The organism is Bacillus sp. FSL K6-3458, from assembly GCF_038005045.1.
GTDB classification, from domain to species: domain Bacteria; phylum Bacillota; class Bacilli; order Bacillales; family Bacillaceae; genus Bacillus; species Bacillus altitudinis.
Genome location: NZ_JBBOSI010000001.1, coordinates 1,755,716 through 1,770,114 on the forward strand (window position 1 = coordinate 1,755,716; position 14,399 = coordinate 1,770,114).

Sequence of the window (14,399 nt, forward strand, 5' to 3'; positions counted from 1 at the left end):
TGAAAGAAAGAGAGGGGGGATCACCAAATAGATGAAAAAAATGAAAATTTCTATTGCTCTCTTCAGTTGTTTTATAATATGCTTGTTATTAGGGGTTCAATTGACCGCGAAATCAGCAGACCAGAAAGTTCATGTAATCCCAATTGAAGATACAGTAGAAAAAGGACTTTCTAAATTCATTGAACGATCATTTGAGCAGGCAAAGTCGGAACGGGCGAAGCACATCATTCTCGACATCAATACACCAGGTGGTGCAGTCGATGCGGCGCTTGAAATAGCCGATACCATTCGTGCATCCGACATCCCAGTGACAGCGTTTGTGAATCATAGAGCGCTTTCAGCCGGGGCATTCATTGCCCTAAATGCCGATCAAATTTATATGACCCCAAACGGAAAGATGGGGGCTGCTGCGATCATTGACGGTGAAGGCAACGCTGCCGATCAAAAATCTGAATCTCTATGGCTTGCTGAAATGAGTGACGCTGCTGAAAAGCAAGGGCGTGATCCAAAATATGCTCTTGCGATGGCAGATGTAGATATAGACGCAAAAGAAGCTGGTGCACCAAAAGGAGAATTGCTGACCTTTAACACAGATCGGGCGCTTCAGTTCGGTTATGCAGAAGGAGAAGCGAAAAATATGGATGACTTGCTTCAGAAGCTGAACTTAGCAGATGCCTCTGTTCAATACGATGAAGTGAGCTTTGCTGAAAAGGTTGCGCGTTTTCTCACGCATCCGATCGTCATTCCTATCCTTTTATCCATCGCGAGCTTAGGGTTAATTGTTGAATTATATTCTCCCGGCTTTGGGGTCCCAGGCACCATGGGAGTCACAGCGCTTCTTCTATTCTTTTATGGTCATCTCGTGGCAGGTTTTGCAGGATATGAGACATTGTTCCTGTTTTTGGCAGGGATTGTGTTGATCATTCTGGAATTATTTTTGCCAGGGGGAATCGTGGGTGTCATTGGACTAATCTGTGTCGTTGTCAGCTTATTTTTAGCAGCTGGAAGCTTTACAGAAATGGCGATTTCCATCTTGATTGCCACTGCTGTTTCAATCATAGCAGTTATTTTATTGACAAAGGTGTTGGGGAAACGTATGAAATTTTTTAAAAAGTTCATTTTAACCGATTCAACCAATAAAGAAAGTGGTTATGTCTCAAATGAAACAAGAGATGATCTTGTAGGACAAATCGCAGTGACAGCAACAGCACTTCGTCCATCTGGTACGATTGTATTCGGAGACGAGCGCATTGATGTTGTGTCAGAAGGTGCTTTTATCGATAAGGATGTACAAGTAAAAATTGTGAAAGCGGAAGGCTCACGCATTGTCGTGAGGAAAGTATAGATATACTGATTTTATAGGAGGAATAAAATGGATCCATCTACTTTACTATTATTCGTGATTATCGCAGCAGGTTTGATCGTTCTATCGATCTTCTTTACCTTTGTACCGGTGATGCTGTGGATTTCTGCCCTAGCGGCTGGCGTAAGAGTGAGCATTTTTACACTTGTAGGAATGAGACTTCGCCGAGTGATTCCAAACCGAGTGGTCAACCCGCTCATCAAAGCGCATAAAGCAGGTCTTGATGCGACGATTAACCAATTAGAAAGCCACTATCTTGCAGGTGGTAACGTAGACCGAGTTGTCAACGCACTGATCGCAGCTCAGCGTGCGAATATCGAATTGAACTTTGCTCGCTGTGCGGCAATCGACCTAGCAGGCCGTGACGTACTTGAAGCTGTCCAAATGAGTGTAAACCCTAAAGTCATTGAAACACCATTTATCTCAGGTGTTGCGATGGACGGGATTGAAGTAAAAGCAAAAGCACGTATTACAGTTCGTGCAAACATTGACAGGCTTGTCGGTGGTGCAGGGGAAGAAACGATCATTGCTCGTGTAGGTGAAGGGATTGTTTCGACAATCGGTTCATCAGATAATCATAAAAAGGTTCTTGAAAATCCTGATATGATTTCTCAAACGGTTCTTGGTAAAGGATTAGATTCAGGTACAGCATTTGAAATTCTCTCGATTGATATCGCAGATGTTGATATCGGTAAGAACATCGGGGCAATCCTGCAGACAGACCAAGCAGAAGCCGACAAAAATATTGCACAGGCGAAAGCAGAAGAACGCCGGGCAATGGCTGTTGCACAAGAACAAGAAATGCGTGCGAGAGTTGAAGAAATGCGCGCGAAAGTAGTAGAAGCAGAGGCGGAAGTACCACTTGCAATGGCCGAAGCACTACGTGAAGGTAATATTGGAGTTATGGACTACATGAACATTAAGAATATCGATGCTGATACGGATATGAGAGATTCATTTGGCAAAATGACAAAAGGTCCATCTGATAATGAAAACAAATAAGCATCCTCTCACGCTTTAAGGAGGGAGCCCATTGGACATTCTATTTGAAAATCCGTTACTAATAGCGATTATCATCGGTATTATCTCTGCGGTCTTTGGGAAAATCGGTAAACAAGAGGAGAACGAACAAAAGAACCAGCAAAACAAACCGGCTCCTCAGCGTAAACCAGTGCCGCAAAAGCAAACAAAACAAACAAGTCCAGATCCGGTCGTAACGGACCAACTTGACGATTTTGGCGATGTACATGATCATGGCGGGATGAAGAAACAAGGTTCACAATCCTTACAGGATCGTTATACCGCTACACTTGCCGAAATGGAAGAAAGAAAAAGCGAGCTGAATAAAGAGTTTCAATCGCTTGAAAGAGAACTTACAAGGCCAAAAGCAGCATCTGCTGGAATGAAGCCAAAAATGATTGAGAAGCTCAACCAAGATACGGTCGTTCAAGGGATGATCCTTGGTGAAGTATTTGGAGAGCCTCGTGCCAAAAAGCCGCATCGAACGATGAAACGACCATATAAAAGATAAAGAAGTAAGCCCCCTCATCCTTAAGGGGGCTTTTTTGTTGTGTAATGGAGACTTTTCTTAGTCAAAATGATGAAACGGCTGTTTTACGGGATTCATTAGCATGATATGAACCGCTGAGGAATAGGATGATATAGAGGCTTTCTCATCAGTCTCACCATCTTTCAGTTTGATCTCATACACATGAGGTGGGAAGGGGTTCTTATTGAATGGGAAAAAGAAAAAATCGACTTAAAGCATGGCTGACAAGAACACTTGAAATCCCTCCGGACGTGATGATGGATCTTCCCCGTATTACGATGGTTGGCAGACTCCATATTTACATAGAGAACCATAAAGGGCTTTTACTTTTCAGTGATCAAGAGGTAAGGCTGATGCTCAAGCAAGGACAGTGCATTATTTCAGGAAAAGACTTTGTGATTAAAACGATTTTGCCAGAAGAGATCTTATTAGAGGGGAAAATCGATGAGGTCCGTTATATTGATTCTTAACTGACGGAGGGGAGAAACGTGAAGAACAAATGGTTTGCTTATTTTATTGGCAGAGTGGAAGTGGAGATAAGAGGAAGCGGTATTGAGCGGTTAATCAATGAGTGCACGAGACAGGGGATCACAATTTTTCAAGTGAGCCGCCGTCAAGACAGCGTGCGCTTATTTATTCGCCTCTCAGATGTACATGCCTTTAGAAAAGTGCGCAGACATCATGAGGTGAAATGTTCATTTCATCAAAAGAAAGGGTTCCCGTTTCTTCTTTTATGGTCGAGAAGAAATATTGGATTCACCCTCGGGATGGCTTTTTTCCTAGTGACGATATTGGCTCTTTCAAATATGGTGTGGAAAATTGAGATTAAAGGTGCGAATCCAGAAACAGAACACCAAATGAGAAAGCATCTGGACGAAATAGGGGTACAAAAAGGGCGTTTTCAGTTTCTTATGGGGACACCTGAAAAAATACAAAAGTCATTGACGACCAATATTCAGAGCATTACATGGGTCGGAGTTGAACTGAACGGAACGACGTTTCAAATGAAAGTGGTCGAAAAAAATGAACCTGAAAAGGAGAAATATACGAGTCCTCAGCACATCGTTGCCAAGAAAAAGGCGGTCATCACGAGAATGTATGTAGAAAAGGGGGAACCGCTTGCCCAGGTCGATGAACATGTGAAAAAAGGGCAGATGCTCGTCTCAGGTTTAATTGGGAGTGAAGATCAGAAAAAAACGGTCGGAGCCAAAGCGAAAATATATGGTGAAACATGGTACCGATCTGAAGTTTCTGTCCCTCTCCGAACATCTTTTGATGTCTTTACGGGTAAAATGAAGACAAAGCACAAGCTCTCCTTGTTTGGAGGCTCCATCCCATTTTGGGGATTTTCCTTTAAAAAAGATGATTTTCAGCAGCCGAAAACAGAAAAAGAAGTTCACCCGCTTCATTTTTTGAATATGCAACTACCGTTCTCCTATGAAAAGGAAATCACACGAGAAAGTGAAAAAATAAATCGAGAATACACAAATAAAGAAGCGGTTCAAGCAGGGATTAAAATGGGTAAAAAAGAATTAGAAGAAAAGCTAGGTCAAACAGGTGAGGTGAAAAGTGAAAAAGTTTTGCACGAGACAACAGGGAATGGTAAAGTTAAGTTAATCATCCTTTACCAAGTAATAGAAGATATTGTTCAACCAACACCTATTGTTCAGGGAGACTAGAGAATGACAGAACATTTACTTGAGATTCAACAAAAATTGGATAGCCCAAACGAAGCCATTGCTTTATTTGGCAATCAAGATGCTTATCTGAAACTGATGGAAAACGAGCTGAATGTCTCCATTATCACACGTGGAGAGAAAGTGTATGTTTCTGGTCAGGAAGCATCAAGAGATACTGTGAGCCGTTTGATTACATCTCTCTTACATCTCATTCGTAAAGGAATTGAGATTTCTGAACGGGATGTCGTCTATGCCATTAAAATGGCGCAAAAAGACAAGCTCAATTATTTTGAAAATATGTATGAAGATGAAATTACGAAAAATGCCAAAGGAAAGTCGATCAGAGTCAAAACGATCGGCCAGCGTGAATATGCTGCGGCAATGAAAAAAGATGATCTGGTCTTTGGGATTGGACCTGCTGGTACAGGTAAAACGTATTTGGCAGTGGTCAACGCCGTACATGCCCTCAAAAATGGACATGTCAAACGGATTATCCTGACAAGGCCAGCTGTTGAAGCAGGGGAGAGTCTTGGCTTTTTGCCAGGAGATTTAAAAGAAAAAGTCGATCCTTATTTAAGACCGCTATATGATGCTCTGCACGATGTGCTTGGCAGTGATCATACGGAACGTTTAATTGAGCGCGGAGTGATTGAAATTGCCCCTCTTGCCTATATGAGAGGGCGGACGCTTGATGATGCATTTGTGATTTTAGATGAAGCGCAGAATACAACGCCAGCTCAAATGAAAATGTTTTTGACGAGACTAGGCTTTGGTTCTAAAATGGTCATTACAGGAGATATTACACAAATTGATCTGCCTAAAGGTATGCAGTCAGGCCTTGCAGCTGCAAAGGACATGCTTGCTGAGATCAAGGGTATCTCATTCATTGAATTAGATCAGACAGATGTGGTCAGACACCCGCTTGTGGCGAAGATCATTGGAGCATATGAAAAGCAAAAATGAACTGAGTGACCCGATCGCCTTAATCGGGTCATTTTGTTTCGATCGTGGTTTAAAGTAAAAAAGGAGGTACTTTCCTTGAGAAAGAATCAGAAAGGCAGTAAGCGAAAAAGACTGCTGTCTAAAAAAGAACCTCAAAAAATGGAGCGCTCACGCTATTTAAACGTACTGCTATACGCTGGTTTAGCAGCCATCATGTTTGTGGTGCTCTTCTTCCATGTAAAGCCTGAATCGCTCGACCTAGATTTGTTTTCAGTGAGCGAACAGACCATCTATTCTCCGTCTACCGTTGATGATCAAGAAGCAACAGAAGAAAAGAAACAAGAAGCAACGGATCAAGTGGAAGACCAATATACACTCAAAAAAGCGTATTCTGATAATCGTGTTGACCTCATTTCATCCCTCTTTGAAGCCATTAAAGAAGAGAAGAAAGCAGCAGCTGATGACAAAGAGAACCCGCCAACAGATCAAGAGATGGTGAAGCGTGTAAAAGAGAAACTCACAACCGATATGCAGGAAGCTGTTTCGGATCAATCGATTAAAGCACTGCTCCAAGCAAGTGATGAAAACCTTTCTTTTACAAAGGACTCCATCATTACAGTGGTCAATTCTCTCATGGGTAAAGAAATCACAGCTTCTAAGCTGCAAGATGAAAAGAAACAAGTGAAAGCAGAGCTTGAAAACAATTCGATTCCGTCAAAATATTTAAATGCAGCGAAAGAAATTGGTGAATTTGCGATTATTCCAAACTATGTATTTGACCCGGTGGCAACAGAGAAGAAAAGACAAGAAGCAGCTGATAATATCCAGCCAGTTCAAATCAAGCAAGGGCAAATTTTAGTGGAAGAAGGCGAGCTCATTGACCGTGAAGTGTATCGTAAATTAGAACTGACCGGTCTTTTAAACAGCTCCAATTTATTTAAGCCTGTAAGCGGTCTTATCATCTTAATCGGTCTCTTCTTAGCGGCGATTGTCCACTCGCTGGAATCGAGGAAAAAGTCGCTCGTCCATAAGAATAAATCGTTACTGCTGTACTCGCTCATTTTCACCATTATTTTAATCATCATGGAAGTATTCAGTCTCTTTCAGGAAACCAAATATACAACCATCGGCTACGTCGTGCCTGTGGCACTTGGCACGATGCTGATTAAGCTGCTGATCAATGAGCGGCTGGCAATCTTCTCCGGCCTTGTATTTGCCCTTTGCGGCAGTATGATGTTTAATCAAGGAGTAACAGGTGTCTTTAACTATGTCATCTGTGCTTATTATCTAATAAGCGGGATGGCAGGAATTTTATTTTTGAGAAAACATAATGCGAGATCGAAAATTTTGCAGGCGGGGCTTTGGGTAGCTTTGGTGAATGTACTTGTCGTGCTGTCCATTACGCTGATTCAAAATTCTTCTCCATCAGGGCTTGAAATAGGTGTAAACCTCATCATGGCGATTGTGTCAGGGTTTGCATCGGCTATTTTGGTTATCGGGTTAATGCCAGTCTTTGAGAGCATGTTTGGCATTCTTTCGACCATGAAGCTTATTGAATTATCGAACCCGAATCATCCGCTGCTGAAAAAGATCTTAACAGAGACGCCAGGTACATATCATCATAGTGTCATGGTGGCGAATTTAGCGGATGCTGCATGTGAAGCAGTCGGTGCAAATGGATTGTTAGCGAGGGTTGGAGCTTATTATCATGACATTGGAAAAACGAAAAGACCCCAATACTTTATTGAAAACCAAATGAACATTGATAATCCGCACGACAAGCTTTCTCCTCAGCTGAGCAAGAATATTATTATTGCCCATACGACAGATGGTGCTGAAATGCTGAGAGAAAAGAAGTTTCCAGAGGAACTTGTGGACATTGCAGAACAGCATCACGGAAAGTCCCTGCTGAAGTTCTTTTACTATAAGGCAAAAGAACGGGATGATCAGGTGACAGAAGAAGAATTTCGCTATCCTGGTCCAAAACCGCAATCAAAAGAAGCGGCCATTATTTCTGTAGCTGACAGCGTGGAGGCGGCGGTTCGTTCGATGCATAATCCAAACCCTGAGCGGATTGAAAAGCTTGTGAAGGGCATTATTTCAGATAAGATGCAGGATGGACAATTTAGTGAATGTGATCTGACATTTAAAGAATTAAATATTATTAGCCAAACAATTTGTACAACATTAAAGGGGATTTTCCATTCTCGGATTGAATATCCAGATGCCCCGAAGCAGAAGGTGAAGTAAATGACATTGTTAATCGATTTAATAGATGAAACAGGACAAGTATCGAAAGAGCAGCTTGAAGAAGTGGAAAAGCTTCTTCAATTTGCTGCGGATGCTCTTGAAGTAAAAGATCAAGCAGAAGTATCAGTATCGATCGTTTCAAATGAAGAAATTCATCAAATTAATAAAGAATACCGAGGAAAAGATGCACCAACAGATGTGATTTCATTTGCACTTGAGGAAGAAGGCGAAGGGGAAATTGAAATCATTGGAGCTGATGACATTCCGCCTGTACTTGGTGACATTATCATTAGTGTTGATCGTACGAAAGAGCAAGCAGAGGAATATGGACATTCCTTCATGAGAGAGCTAGGATTTTTAACGATTCATGGTTTTCTTCATTTGCTTGGTTATGATCATATGACAGAAGAAGATGAAAAAGAAATGTTCGCCAAACAGACAAAAATCTTGGATGATTATGGCCTTTCGAGATCATCGTAAGAAGCGAACGCCGCTTGTCCGTTTTTTTCGGAGTTTTTATTATGCATTTAGAGGAATATGGCGAACATTCTTGAATGAACGGAATTTTCGGTTTCACACAGTCGCAGCCATCATCGTGGTGATTTGCGGCTTTTGGTTTCACATTCATCCGGTTGAATGGATGATCATTCTGCTTTTATGCGGCGGGATGTTTGCGTTAGAACTTGTGAATACAGCGATTGAACATACAGTAGATCTTTTCACAGAAGAGAAGCATCCTCTTGCTGAGAGAGCGAAGGACGCGGCAGCAGGCGCTGTTTGCGTTTACGCCGCCATTTCGGTTATGATTGGGTTGATGATCTTCTTACCGAAGATCATGCAATAGAACAATATTACTATTTATTAACATTTTTAGAAATGGGCGTGAAAATGTCACGTGAATTATGTAAAATATAAATGTGACAGTGGTACCATTTCTTCTGAAAGTGGGAACTAGAATGAACAAACAAGAGTTGATTTCAGAAGCAGTCAAAGCAAGAGATTTTGCATATGTACCCTATTCTAAATTCAAAGTCGGTGCAGCATTATTATCGCATGACGGAAAAGTGTATGGCGGCTGCAATATTGAAAATGCAGCATACGGTATGTGTAATTGTGCGGAAAGAACAGCACTTTTTAAAGCTTACTCAGAGGGCATCACATCTTTTCAAATGCTTGCAGTAGTGGCTGATACAGATCGACCTGTTTCACCATGCGGCGCATGCAGACAGGTCATTTCAGAGCTATGTGCACCTGATATGCCAGTGATTCTAACGAACTTAAAAGGACATATATACGAAACGACAGTAAACGAACTATTGCCAGGCGCATTTTCACCGGAGGATTTAAATGACTAACGAAAGCTTCAAATCAGGATTTGTATCAATTATTGGAAGACCAAATGTAGGGAAATCGACCTTTCTTAATCGTGTGATTGGGCAAAAGATTGCGATTATGAGTGATAAGCCCCAAACGACTCGAAACAAAGTGCAAGGTGTTCTGACAACGAACACGTCACAAACGATTTTTATCGATACACCAGGAATTCATAAACCGAAGCACAAACTTGGCGATTTTATGATGAGGGTGGCTCAAAATACACTCAAGGAAGTCGACCTGATCTTGTTTATGATCAACGCACAGGAAGGCTATGGAAAAGGTGATGAATTCATCATTGAACGACTAAAGCAAACATCGACACCGGTGTTCCTTGTCGTCAATAAAATTGACCAAATTCATCCGGATGAACTGTTCCTTTTAATTGATGAATACCGCACACGTTACCCATTTAAGGAAATTGTGCCAATTTCAGCACTTGAAGGCAACAACATTGATACGCTTCTTCAGCAAATTGAAGGTTATCTTCCAGAAGGCCCTCAATTTTATCCGGCAGATCAAGTAACAGATCACCCAGAGCGATTTATTATTTCTGAGTTAATTCGTGAAAAAGTGCTGCATTTAACGAGAGAAGAGATCCCTCACAGTATTGCGGTTGCGATTGAATCGATCAAGCCAGATGAAAACGGCAAGATTCATGTTGCAGCGACCATCGTCGTAGAACGTGATTCACAAAAAGGGATTGTGATTGGTAAGCGCGGCAGCTTATTAAAAGAAGTGGGACAAAAAGCGCGCAGAGACATTGAAGCACTTTTAGGCTCAAAGGTGTATTTAGAGCTTTGGGTAAAAGTGCAGAAGGATTGGCGTAATAAATCCACACATCTTCGTGATTTCGGATTTAGAGAAGACGAATATTAAAAACCGATACAGTTGTTAGTAGATCTGACAATGGTGCGGTTCGATTAGTAAAAATTGTTTATCATGAAATGGAGGTAGCCTGGTCAAGATAAAGTTAATATGTTGGATGTAGCGTTGCTGCTTCTAATAAAGAAAGGTGGGGTTTTTATGTTGAATTTTACATGGAACGTATTTTCACAAACAGGAAGCGTTGACACGTATCTGCTTTTCAAAGAGTTAGAAAAGGAGAACCTGGAAAGACCCGATGTACTTGAAGAAGAAATAGCACGACTTGATTTTCCAATCTTATAATTCTTGACCCCCTCCAACGCTCGGAGTGTAGACAAATGCTCATTAAAAGTGAAGGAATCGTCCTTAGAACAACAGATTATGGCGAAACAAACAAAATTGTCACGCTGCTCACTAGAGAACATGGGAAAATTGGTGTGATGGCAAGGGGCGCTAAGAAATCAAACAGCCGCCTGTCAGCCATAAGCCAGCCGTTTTTATACGGAACCTTCCTGATCCAATCATCAACAGGACTTGGAACGCTCCAGCAAGGTGAAATGATGGAAAGCATGCGAACCATTCGGGAAGATTTATTTCTGACCGCATATGCCGCATATATGACAGAATTACTTGATAAAGGAACAGAAGAAAAGAAGCCAAACCCTTACTTGTTTGAACTTCTTCTTCAATCTTTACGCCATCTCAATGAAGGCACAGATGCTGATATTATTTTATTTATCGTAGAGGTTAAAATGCTGTCAGTGATGGGGTTGAAGCCTGAACTGGACCAATGTGTACACTGCGGTCAAAAAGAAGGGCAGTTCCACTTCTCAATTAGAGATAACGGATTCATCTGTAAGCAATGCTTTTCTAAAGATCCATATAAACTGCCCTTATCCCCAGCAGCAGCAAGACTGCTCCGTTTGTTTCATTATTTTGATTTATCAAGGCTTGGTCAGGTTGACGTGAAACCACAAACGAAACAAGAAATTCGTCAAGTGCTCGATCATTATTATGAAGAGTATTCAGGTCTTTATTTAAAATCAAAAAAATTCATGAATCAAATGGAATCCATGAAAAAGCTAATGGACGGTGAAAACAAAAGTTGACATCTCTCGTGACTTTTTGTAAGATCATCTAAGATCAAATATGTTGCATTGACAGAAAGAAGTACTTACGTATCAGCCATAAAAGCGACCTTAGGGCGGTGTGAGCTAAGGATGGACACGTAACGAAAGGCATTCTTGAGCAACGTAAAACAAAGCGGCTGGGTGCTACGACACCAGCAAATAGGGTGGAACCGCGGGAAAAACTCTCGTCCCTATGTTTGCAAGGAACCTTGTGAGCATAGAGACGGGAGTTTTTGTGTTTTGCAAAAAGGTTCTAGGCCCCACCGCCATACATAGCGGATGGTGTAAAAAAGATGGAGGTGCGATCATTGAATATTCAAGACATGATTTTGACACTGCAAAAGCATTGGTCAAATGAAGGCTGCGTATTAATGCAGGCATATGACACAGAAAAAGGTGCTGGAACGATGAGTCCATACACGTTCCTCAGAAGCATTGGGCCAGAGCCATGGAAGGTAGCCTATGTAGAACCTTCAAGACGCCCGGCTGACGGCAGATATGGAGAAAACCCAAACAGATTGTATCAACATCATCAATTTCAAGTGATCATTAAGCCATCACCTGACAATATTCAAGAACTGTATCTAGAATCATTGAAGGCGCTTGGCATTGACCCGCTGAAACATGATATTCGTTTTGTTGAAGACAACTGGGAAAACCCATCTCTTGGCTGCGCAGGACTTGGCTGGGAAGTTTGGCTTGATGGAATGGAAATTACGCAATTTACGTATTTCCAGCAAGTCGGCGGTTTAGAATGTAAGCCAGTTTCTGTTGAAATCACATACGGAATTGAGCGTCTTGCTTCTTACATCCAGGACAAAGAAAATGTATTTGACCTTGAATGGACAGATGGCTTTACTGTAAGAGATTTATTCTTAATGGCTGAATACGAGCATTCTGTGTATACGTTTGAAACATCTAATACGGATATGCTGTTCGATTTATTTACAACATATGAAAAAGAAGCACATAGCCAAATGGACAAAGGGCTTGTTCACCCGGCATATGATTATGTACTCAAATGTTCTCACACATTTAACCTGCTTGATGCCAAAGGCGCGATTTCTGTGACTGAGCGAACAGGTTATATCGGAAGAGTACGTCAGTTAGCGAGAAAAGTAGCCAAAACATATTACGAAGAACGAGAAAAACTAGGATTCCCTATGCTAAAAGAGGAGGCGGCCTCTCATGAATAAACAAGATGTATTACTTGAAATCGGCTTAGAAGAGATGCCGGCTCGTTTCATGCCAGAAAGCACAAAGCAGCTAGGTGACAAAGTAAAAGCTTGGTTCGTAGCGCAAAATATTTCATTCGAAGACGTTGCTTTATTTAATTCACCAAGACGTCTAGCTGTACTCGTCAAAGGTGTTGCAGAAAAACAAGAGGACATCAAAGAAGAAGCAAAAGGACCGGCTAAAAAGATTGCTCAAGATGCTGAAGGCAATTGGACAAAAGCTGCCGAAGGTTTTGCCCGCGGACAAGGCGCTTCAACTGATGATCTGTATTTCAAAGACATCAAAGGTGTGGATTATGTCCATGTCCAAAAGTTTCAAGAAGGAAAACAAGTCAAAGACCTTCTTCCAGCATTGGGGGACATTGCCGCTTCATTGAGTTTTCCAAAGAACATGAGATGGGGAAGCGAGGATTTACGCTATATCCGTCCAATTAAATGGATTGTTTGTTTATTTGGTCAAGAGATCATTCCTGTCGAAATTGCAGGAGTGAAAAGCGGACGGGAGACTAGAGGACATCGTTTCCTAGGGACGACAGCCAGCATTAACACACCAGCTTCTTATGAGCAAACATTAAGAGATCAATTTGTCATTGTAGATTCAGATAAAAGAAAACAATTAATTACTGAGCAATTACATGCCCTTTCTTCCGAAAAAGGCTGGGTCATTCCAGTTGATCCTGAGCTTCTAGAAGAAGTGAACGATCTCGTTGAATATCCAACCGTTCTATTTGGTTCTTTTGAAGAAGAATTTCTTGCGCTGCCAGAAGAAGTGCTTGTCACGACAATGAAAGAGCATCAGCGTTATTTCCCAGTGAAAAATGAACAAGGGGAATTACTGCCGCATTTTATTACGGTCAGAAACGGGAACAGTGAGGCACTTGAAAATGTGGCAAGAGGGAACGAAAAGGTCCTTCGTGCACGTTTATCAGATGCGGCATTTTTCTATAAAGAAGACGAAAAACTCGTCATTGAAGACAACATTCAAAAACTTGATAAAGTCGTATTCCATGAGAAACTTGGCACGATTGGCGACAAGCTGAAAAGAGTAACAGACATTGCTGTCCGCCTTGCTAGTCATGTGGGTGCAGATGAAGAAACGTCTAAACGCGCTGCAAGAGCAGCCAGTATTTCTAAATTTGACCTTGTGACTCAGATGGTCTATGAATTCCCAGAACTGCAAGGAATCATGGGTGAAAAATATGCTAGAGCACTTGGCGAACATGAAGAAGTGGCAAAGAGTATCAACGAGCACTATATGCCGCGTTTTGCCGGTGACGATGCGCCGTCAACACTTATTGGGGCGATTGTTGCAGTGGCGGATAAGTTAGATTCTATTTGTTCATTCTTCTCAATTGATGTCATTCCAACGGGCTCTCAAGATCCTTATGGATTAAGAAGACAAGCGAGCGGTATCGTTCAAATCCTGCTCGACCGCCAATGGAATCTTTCATTTAAAGAGCTTTTAGCACTAGCTCAAGTAGAGACAAAACATGAAGCGGCTCTCATTGAATTTTTAACACACCGTTTGAAATATGTCCTTCAAGCAGAACATATCCGTCATGACGTGGTGGAAGCAGTCCTTGATGTTGAAAATATTGAACCATATGCGGTTGTGAAAAAAGCGGCTGTTCTTGAAGAGAGCGTGAAACAGGAGAGTTTCAAAGAAACGGCTGAGGCACTAGGCCGCGTCATTTCAATCAGTAAAAAAGGGGAAGACGCACAGATTCAGCCTGAACTGTTTGAAAATGAACACGAACAAAAGCTATTTGAAGCGTATCAGCAAGCGGAAAAAGCCGTCAACGGGTATATGGCAAGAGGACAGTACCATTCAGCACTTGAAGCGTTAGATACGTTAAAAGCACCAATTGTTCATTATTTCGACCATACCATGGTTCATGCGGATGATGAAAAACTGAAACAAAATCGTTTGGCACAAATGGTCAAACTTGCAAAAGTCATTCAATCATTTGCGAATATGAACAATTTAATTGTAAAATAAATACCTAAGAA

15 protein-coding genes are annotated in these 14,399 nt (G+C 41.6%); all 15 read left to right on the forward strand.

Annotated features, from left to right (window positions below; genetic code table 11):
* Positions 1–31 precede the first annotated feature (31 nt).
* The 15 genes from MHH23_RS09375 to glyS all read left to right on the forward strand — a co-directional run bounded on the left by MHH23_RS09375 (position 32) and on the right by glyS (position 14,388).
* On the forward strand, positions 32–1,345 hold the full coding sequence (locus MHH23_RS09375) for an NfeD family protein (RefSeq protein ID WP_079919484.1): 1,314 nt from the start codon (positions 32–34) through the stop codon (positions 1,343–1,345).
* Between the two features lie 27 nt (positions 1,346–1,372).
* Positions 1,373–2,365: a flotillin-like protein FloA gene (gene floA, locus MHH23_RS09380; protein WP_007501317.1), complete on the forward strand. Its 993-nt coding sequence runs from the start codon at positions 1,373–1,375 to the stop codon at positions 2,363–2,365.
* A 31-nt stretch (positions 2,366–2,396) separates the two neighbouring features.
* Positions 2,397–2,894, forward strand: a complete 498-nt coding sequence (locus tag MHH23_RS09385) for a hypothetical protein (RefSeq protein WP_024718815.1) — start codon at positions 2,397–2,399, stop codon at positions 2,892–2,894.
* A gap of 206 nt (positions 2,895–3,100) precedes the next feature.
* Positions 3,101–3,382 carry a sporulation protein YqfC gene (gene yqfC / locus MHH23_RS09390; protein ID WP_012010618.1) on the forward strand — a complete coding sequence of 94 codons (282 nt, stop codon included), beginning with the start codon at positions 3,101–3,103 and terminating at the stop codon, positions 3,380–3,382.
* An 18-nt stretch (positions 3,383–3,400) separates the two neighbouring features.
* Positions 3,401–4,591, forward strand: coding sequence for a sporulation protein YqfD (gene yqfD, locus MHH23_RS09395; protein WP_041506935.1), 1,191 nt, complete (start codon positions 3,401–3,403; stop codon positions 4,589–4,591).
* 3 nt (positions 4,592–4,594) lie between these two features.
* On the forward strand, positions 4,595–5,554 hold the full coding sequence (locus MHH23_RS09400; protein WP_008342419.1) for a PhoH family protein: 960 nt from the start codon (positions 4,595–4,597) through the stop codon (positions 5,552–5,554).
* Between the two features lie 114 nt (positions 5,555–5,668).
* Positions 5,669–7,783: an HD family phosphohydrolase gene (locus MHH23_RS09405; RefSeq protein WP_411231252.1), complete on the forward strand. Its 2,115-nt coding sequence runs from the start codon at positions 5,669–5,671 to the stop codon at positions 7,781–7,783.
* Positions 7,784–8,263 (forward strand): rRNA maturation RNase YbeY, encoded by a 480-nt coding sequence (ybeY, locus tag MHH23_RS09410; protein ID WP_007501310.1) that lies wholly within the window; start codon positions 7,784–7,786, stop codon positions 8,261–8,263.
* Positions 8,241–8,627: a diacylglycerol kinase family protein gene (locus MHH23_RS09415; protein WP_024718818.1), complete on the forward strand. Its 387-nt coding sequence runs from the start codon at positions 8,241–8,243 to the stop codon at positions 8,625–8,627. The genes ybeY and MHH23_RS09415 overlap by 23 nt, the downstream gene beginning before the upstream one ends.
* A 112-nt stretch (positions 8,628–8,739) precedes the next feature.
* Entirely contained in the window at positions 8,740–9,138 is a 399-nt protein-coding gene (locus MHH23_RS09420; RefSeq protein WP_008342410.1) for a cytidine deaminase, read from the forward strand.
* A complete protein-coding gene (gene era, locus MHH23_RS09425) occupies positions 9,131–10,036 on the forward strand; it encodes a GTPase Era (protein WP_007501305.1) in 906 nt (301 codons plus the stop codon). Before MHH23_RS09420 ends, era begins: the two co-directional genes overlap by 8 nt.
* 147 nt (positions 10,037–10,183) lie before the next feature.
* Positions 10,184–10,327 carry a YqzL family protein gene (locus tag MHH23_RS09430; RefSeq protein WP_008342408.1) on the forward strand — a complete coding sequence of 48 codons (144 nt, stop codon included), beginning with the start codon at positions 10,184–10,186 and terminating at the stop codon, positions 10,325–10,327.
* 35 nt (positions 10,328–10,362) lie between these two features.
* A complete protein-coding gene (recO, locus tag MHH23_RS09435) occupies positions 10,363–11,133 on the forward strand; it encodes a DNA repair protein RecO (protein ID WP_008342406.1) in 771 nt (256 codons plus the stop codon).
* A 329-nt stretch (positions 11,134–11,462) separates the two neighbouring features.
* Positions 11,463–12,350: a glycine--tRNA ligase subunit alpha gene (gene glyQ / locus MHH23_RS09440; protein ID WP_003217487.1), complete on the forward strand. Its 888-nt coding sequence runs from the start codon at positions 11,463–11,465 to the stop codon at positions 12,348–12,350.
* Positions 12,343–14,388, forward strand: coding sequence for a glycine--tRNA ligase subunit beta (glyS, locus tag MHH23_RS09445; RefSeq protein ID WP_340959410.1), 2,046 nt, complete (start codon positions 12,343–12,345; stop codon positions 14,386–14,388). The genes glyQ and glyS overlap by 8 nt, the downstream gene beginning before the upstream one ends.
* Positions 14,389–14,399: the final 11 nt, after the last annotated feature.

What these genes read in the sequence shown, in the direction of transcription:
- MHH23_RS09375 (WP_079919484.1), top strand. Translation starts at nt 32, where the DNA reads ATGAAAAAAATGAAAATTTCTATTGCTCTCTTCAGTTGTTTTATAATA.
- floA (WP_007501317.1), top strand. Translation starts at nt 1,373, where the DNA reads ATGGATCCATCTACTTTACTATTATTCGTGATTATCGCAGCAGGTTTG.
- yqfC (WP_012010618.1), top strand. Translation starts at nt 3,101, where the DNA reads ATGGGAAAAAGAAAAAATCGACTTAAAGCATGGCTGACAAGAACACTT.
- MHH23_RS09400 (WP_008342419.1), top strand. Translation starts at nt 4,595, where the DNA reads ATGACAGAACATTTACTTGAGATTCAACAAAAATTGGATAGCCCAAAC.
- ybeY (WP_007501310.1), top strand. Translation starts at nt 7,784, where the DNA reads ATGACATTGTTAATCGATTTAATAGATGAAACAGGACAAGTATCGAAA.
- MHH23_RS09415 (WP_024718818.1), top strand. Translation starts at nt 8,241, where the DNA reads ATGGCCTTTCGAGATCATCGTAAGAAGCGAACGCCGCTTGTCCGTTTT.
- MHH23_RS09420 (WP_008342410.1), top strand. Translation starts at nt 8,740, where the DNA reads ATGAACAAACAAGAGTTGATTTCAGAAGCAGTCAAAGCAAGAGATTTT.
- era (WP_007501305.1), top strand. Translation starts at nt 9,131, where the DNA reads ATGACTAACGAAAGCTTCAAATCAGGATTTGTATCAATTATTGGAAGA.
- MHH23_RS09430 (WP_008342408.1), top strand. Translation starts at nt 10,184, where the DNA reads ATGTTGAATTTTACATGGAACGTATTTTCACAAACAGGAAGCGTTGAC.
- recO (WP_008342406.1), top strand. Translation starts at nt 10,363, where the DNA reads ATGCTCATTAAAAGTGAAGGAATCGTCCTTAGAACAACAGATTATGGC.
- glyS (WP_340959410.1), top strand. Translation starts at nt 12,343, where the DNA reads ATGAATAAACAAGATGTATTACTTGAAATCGGCTTAGAAGAGATGCCG.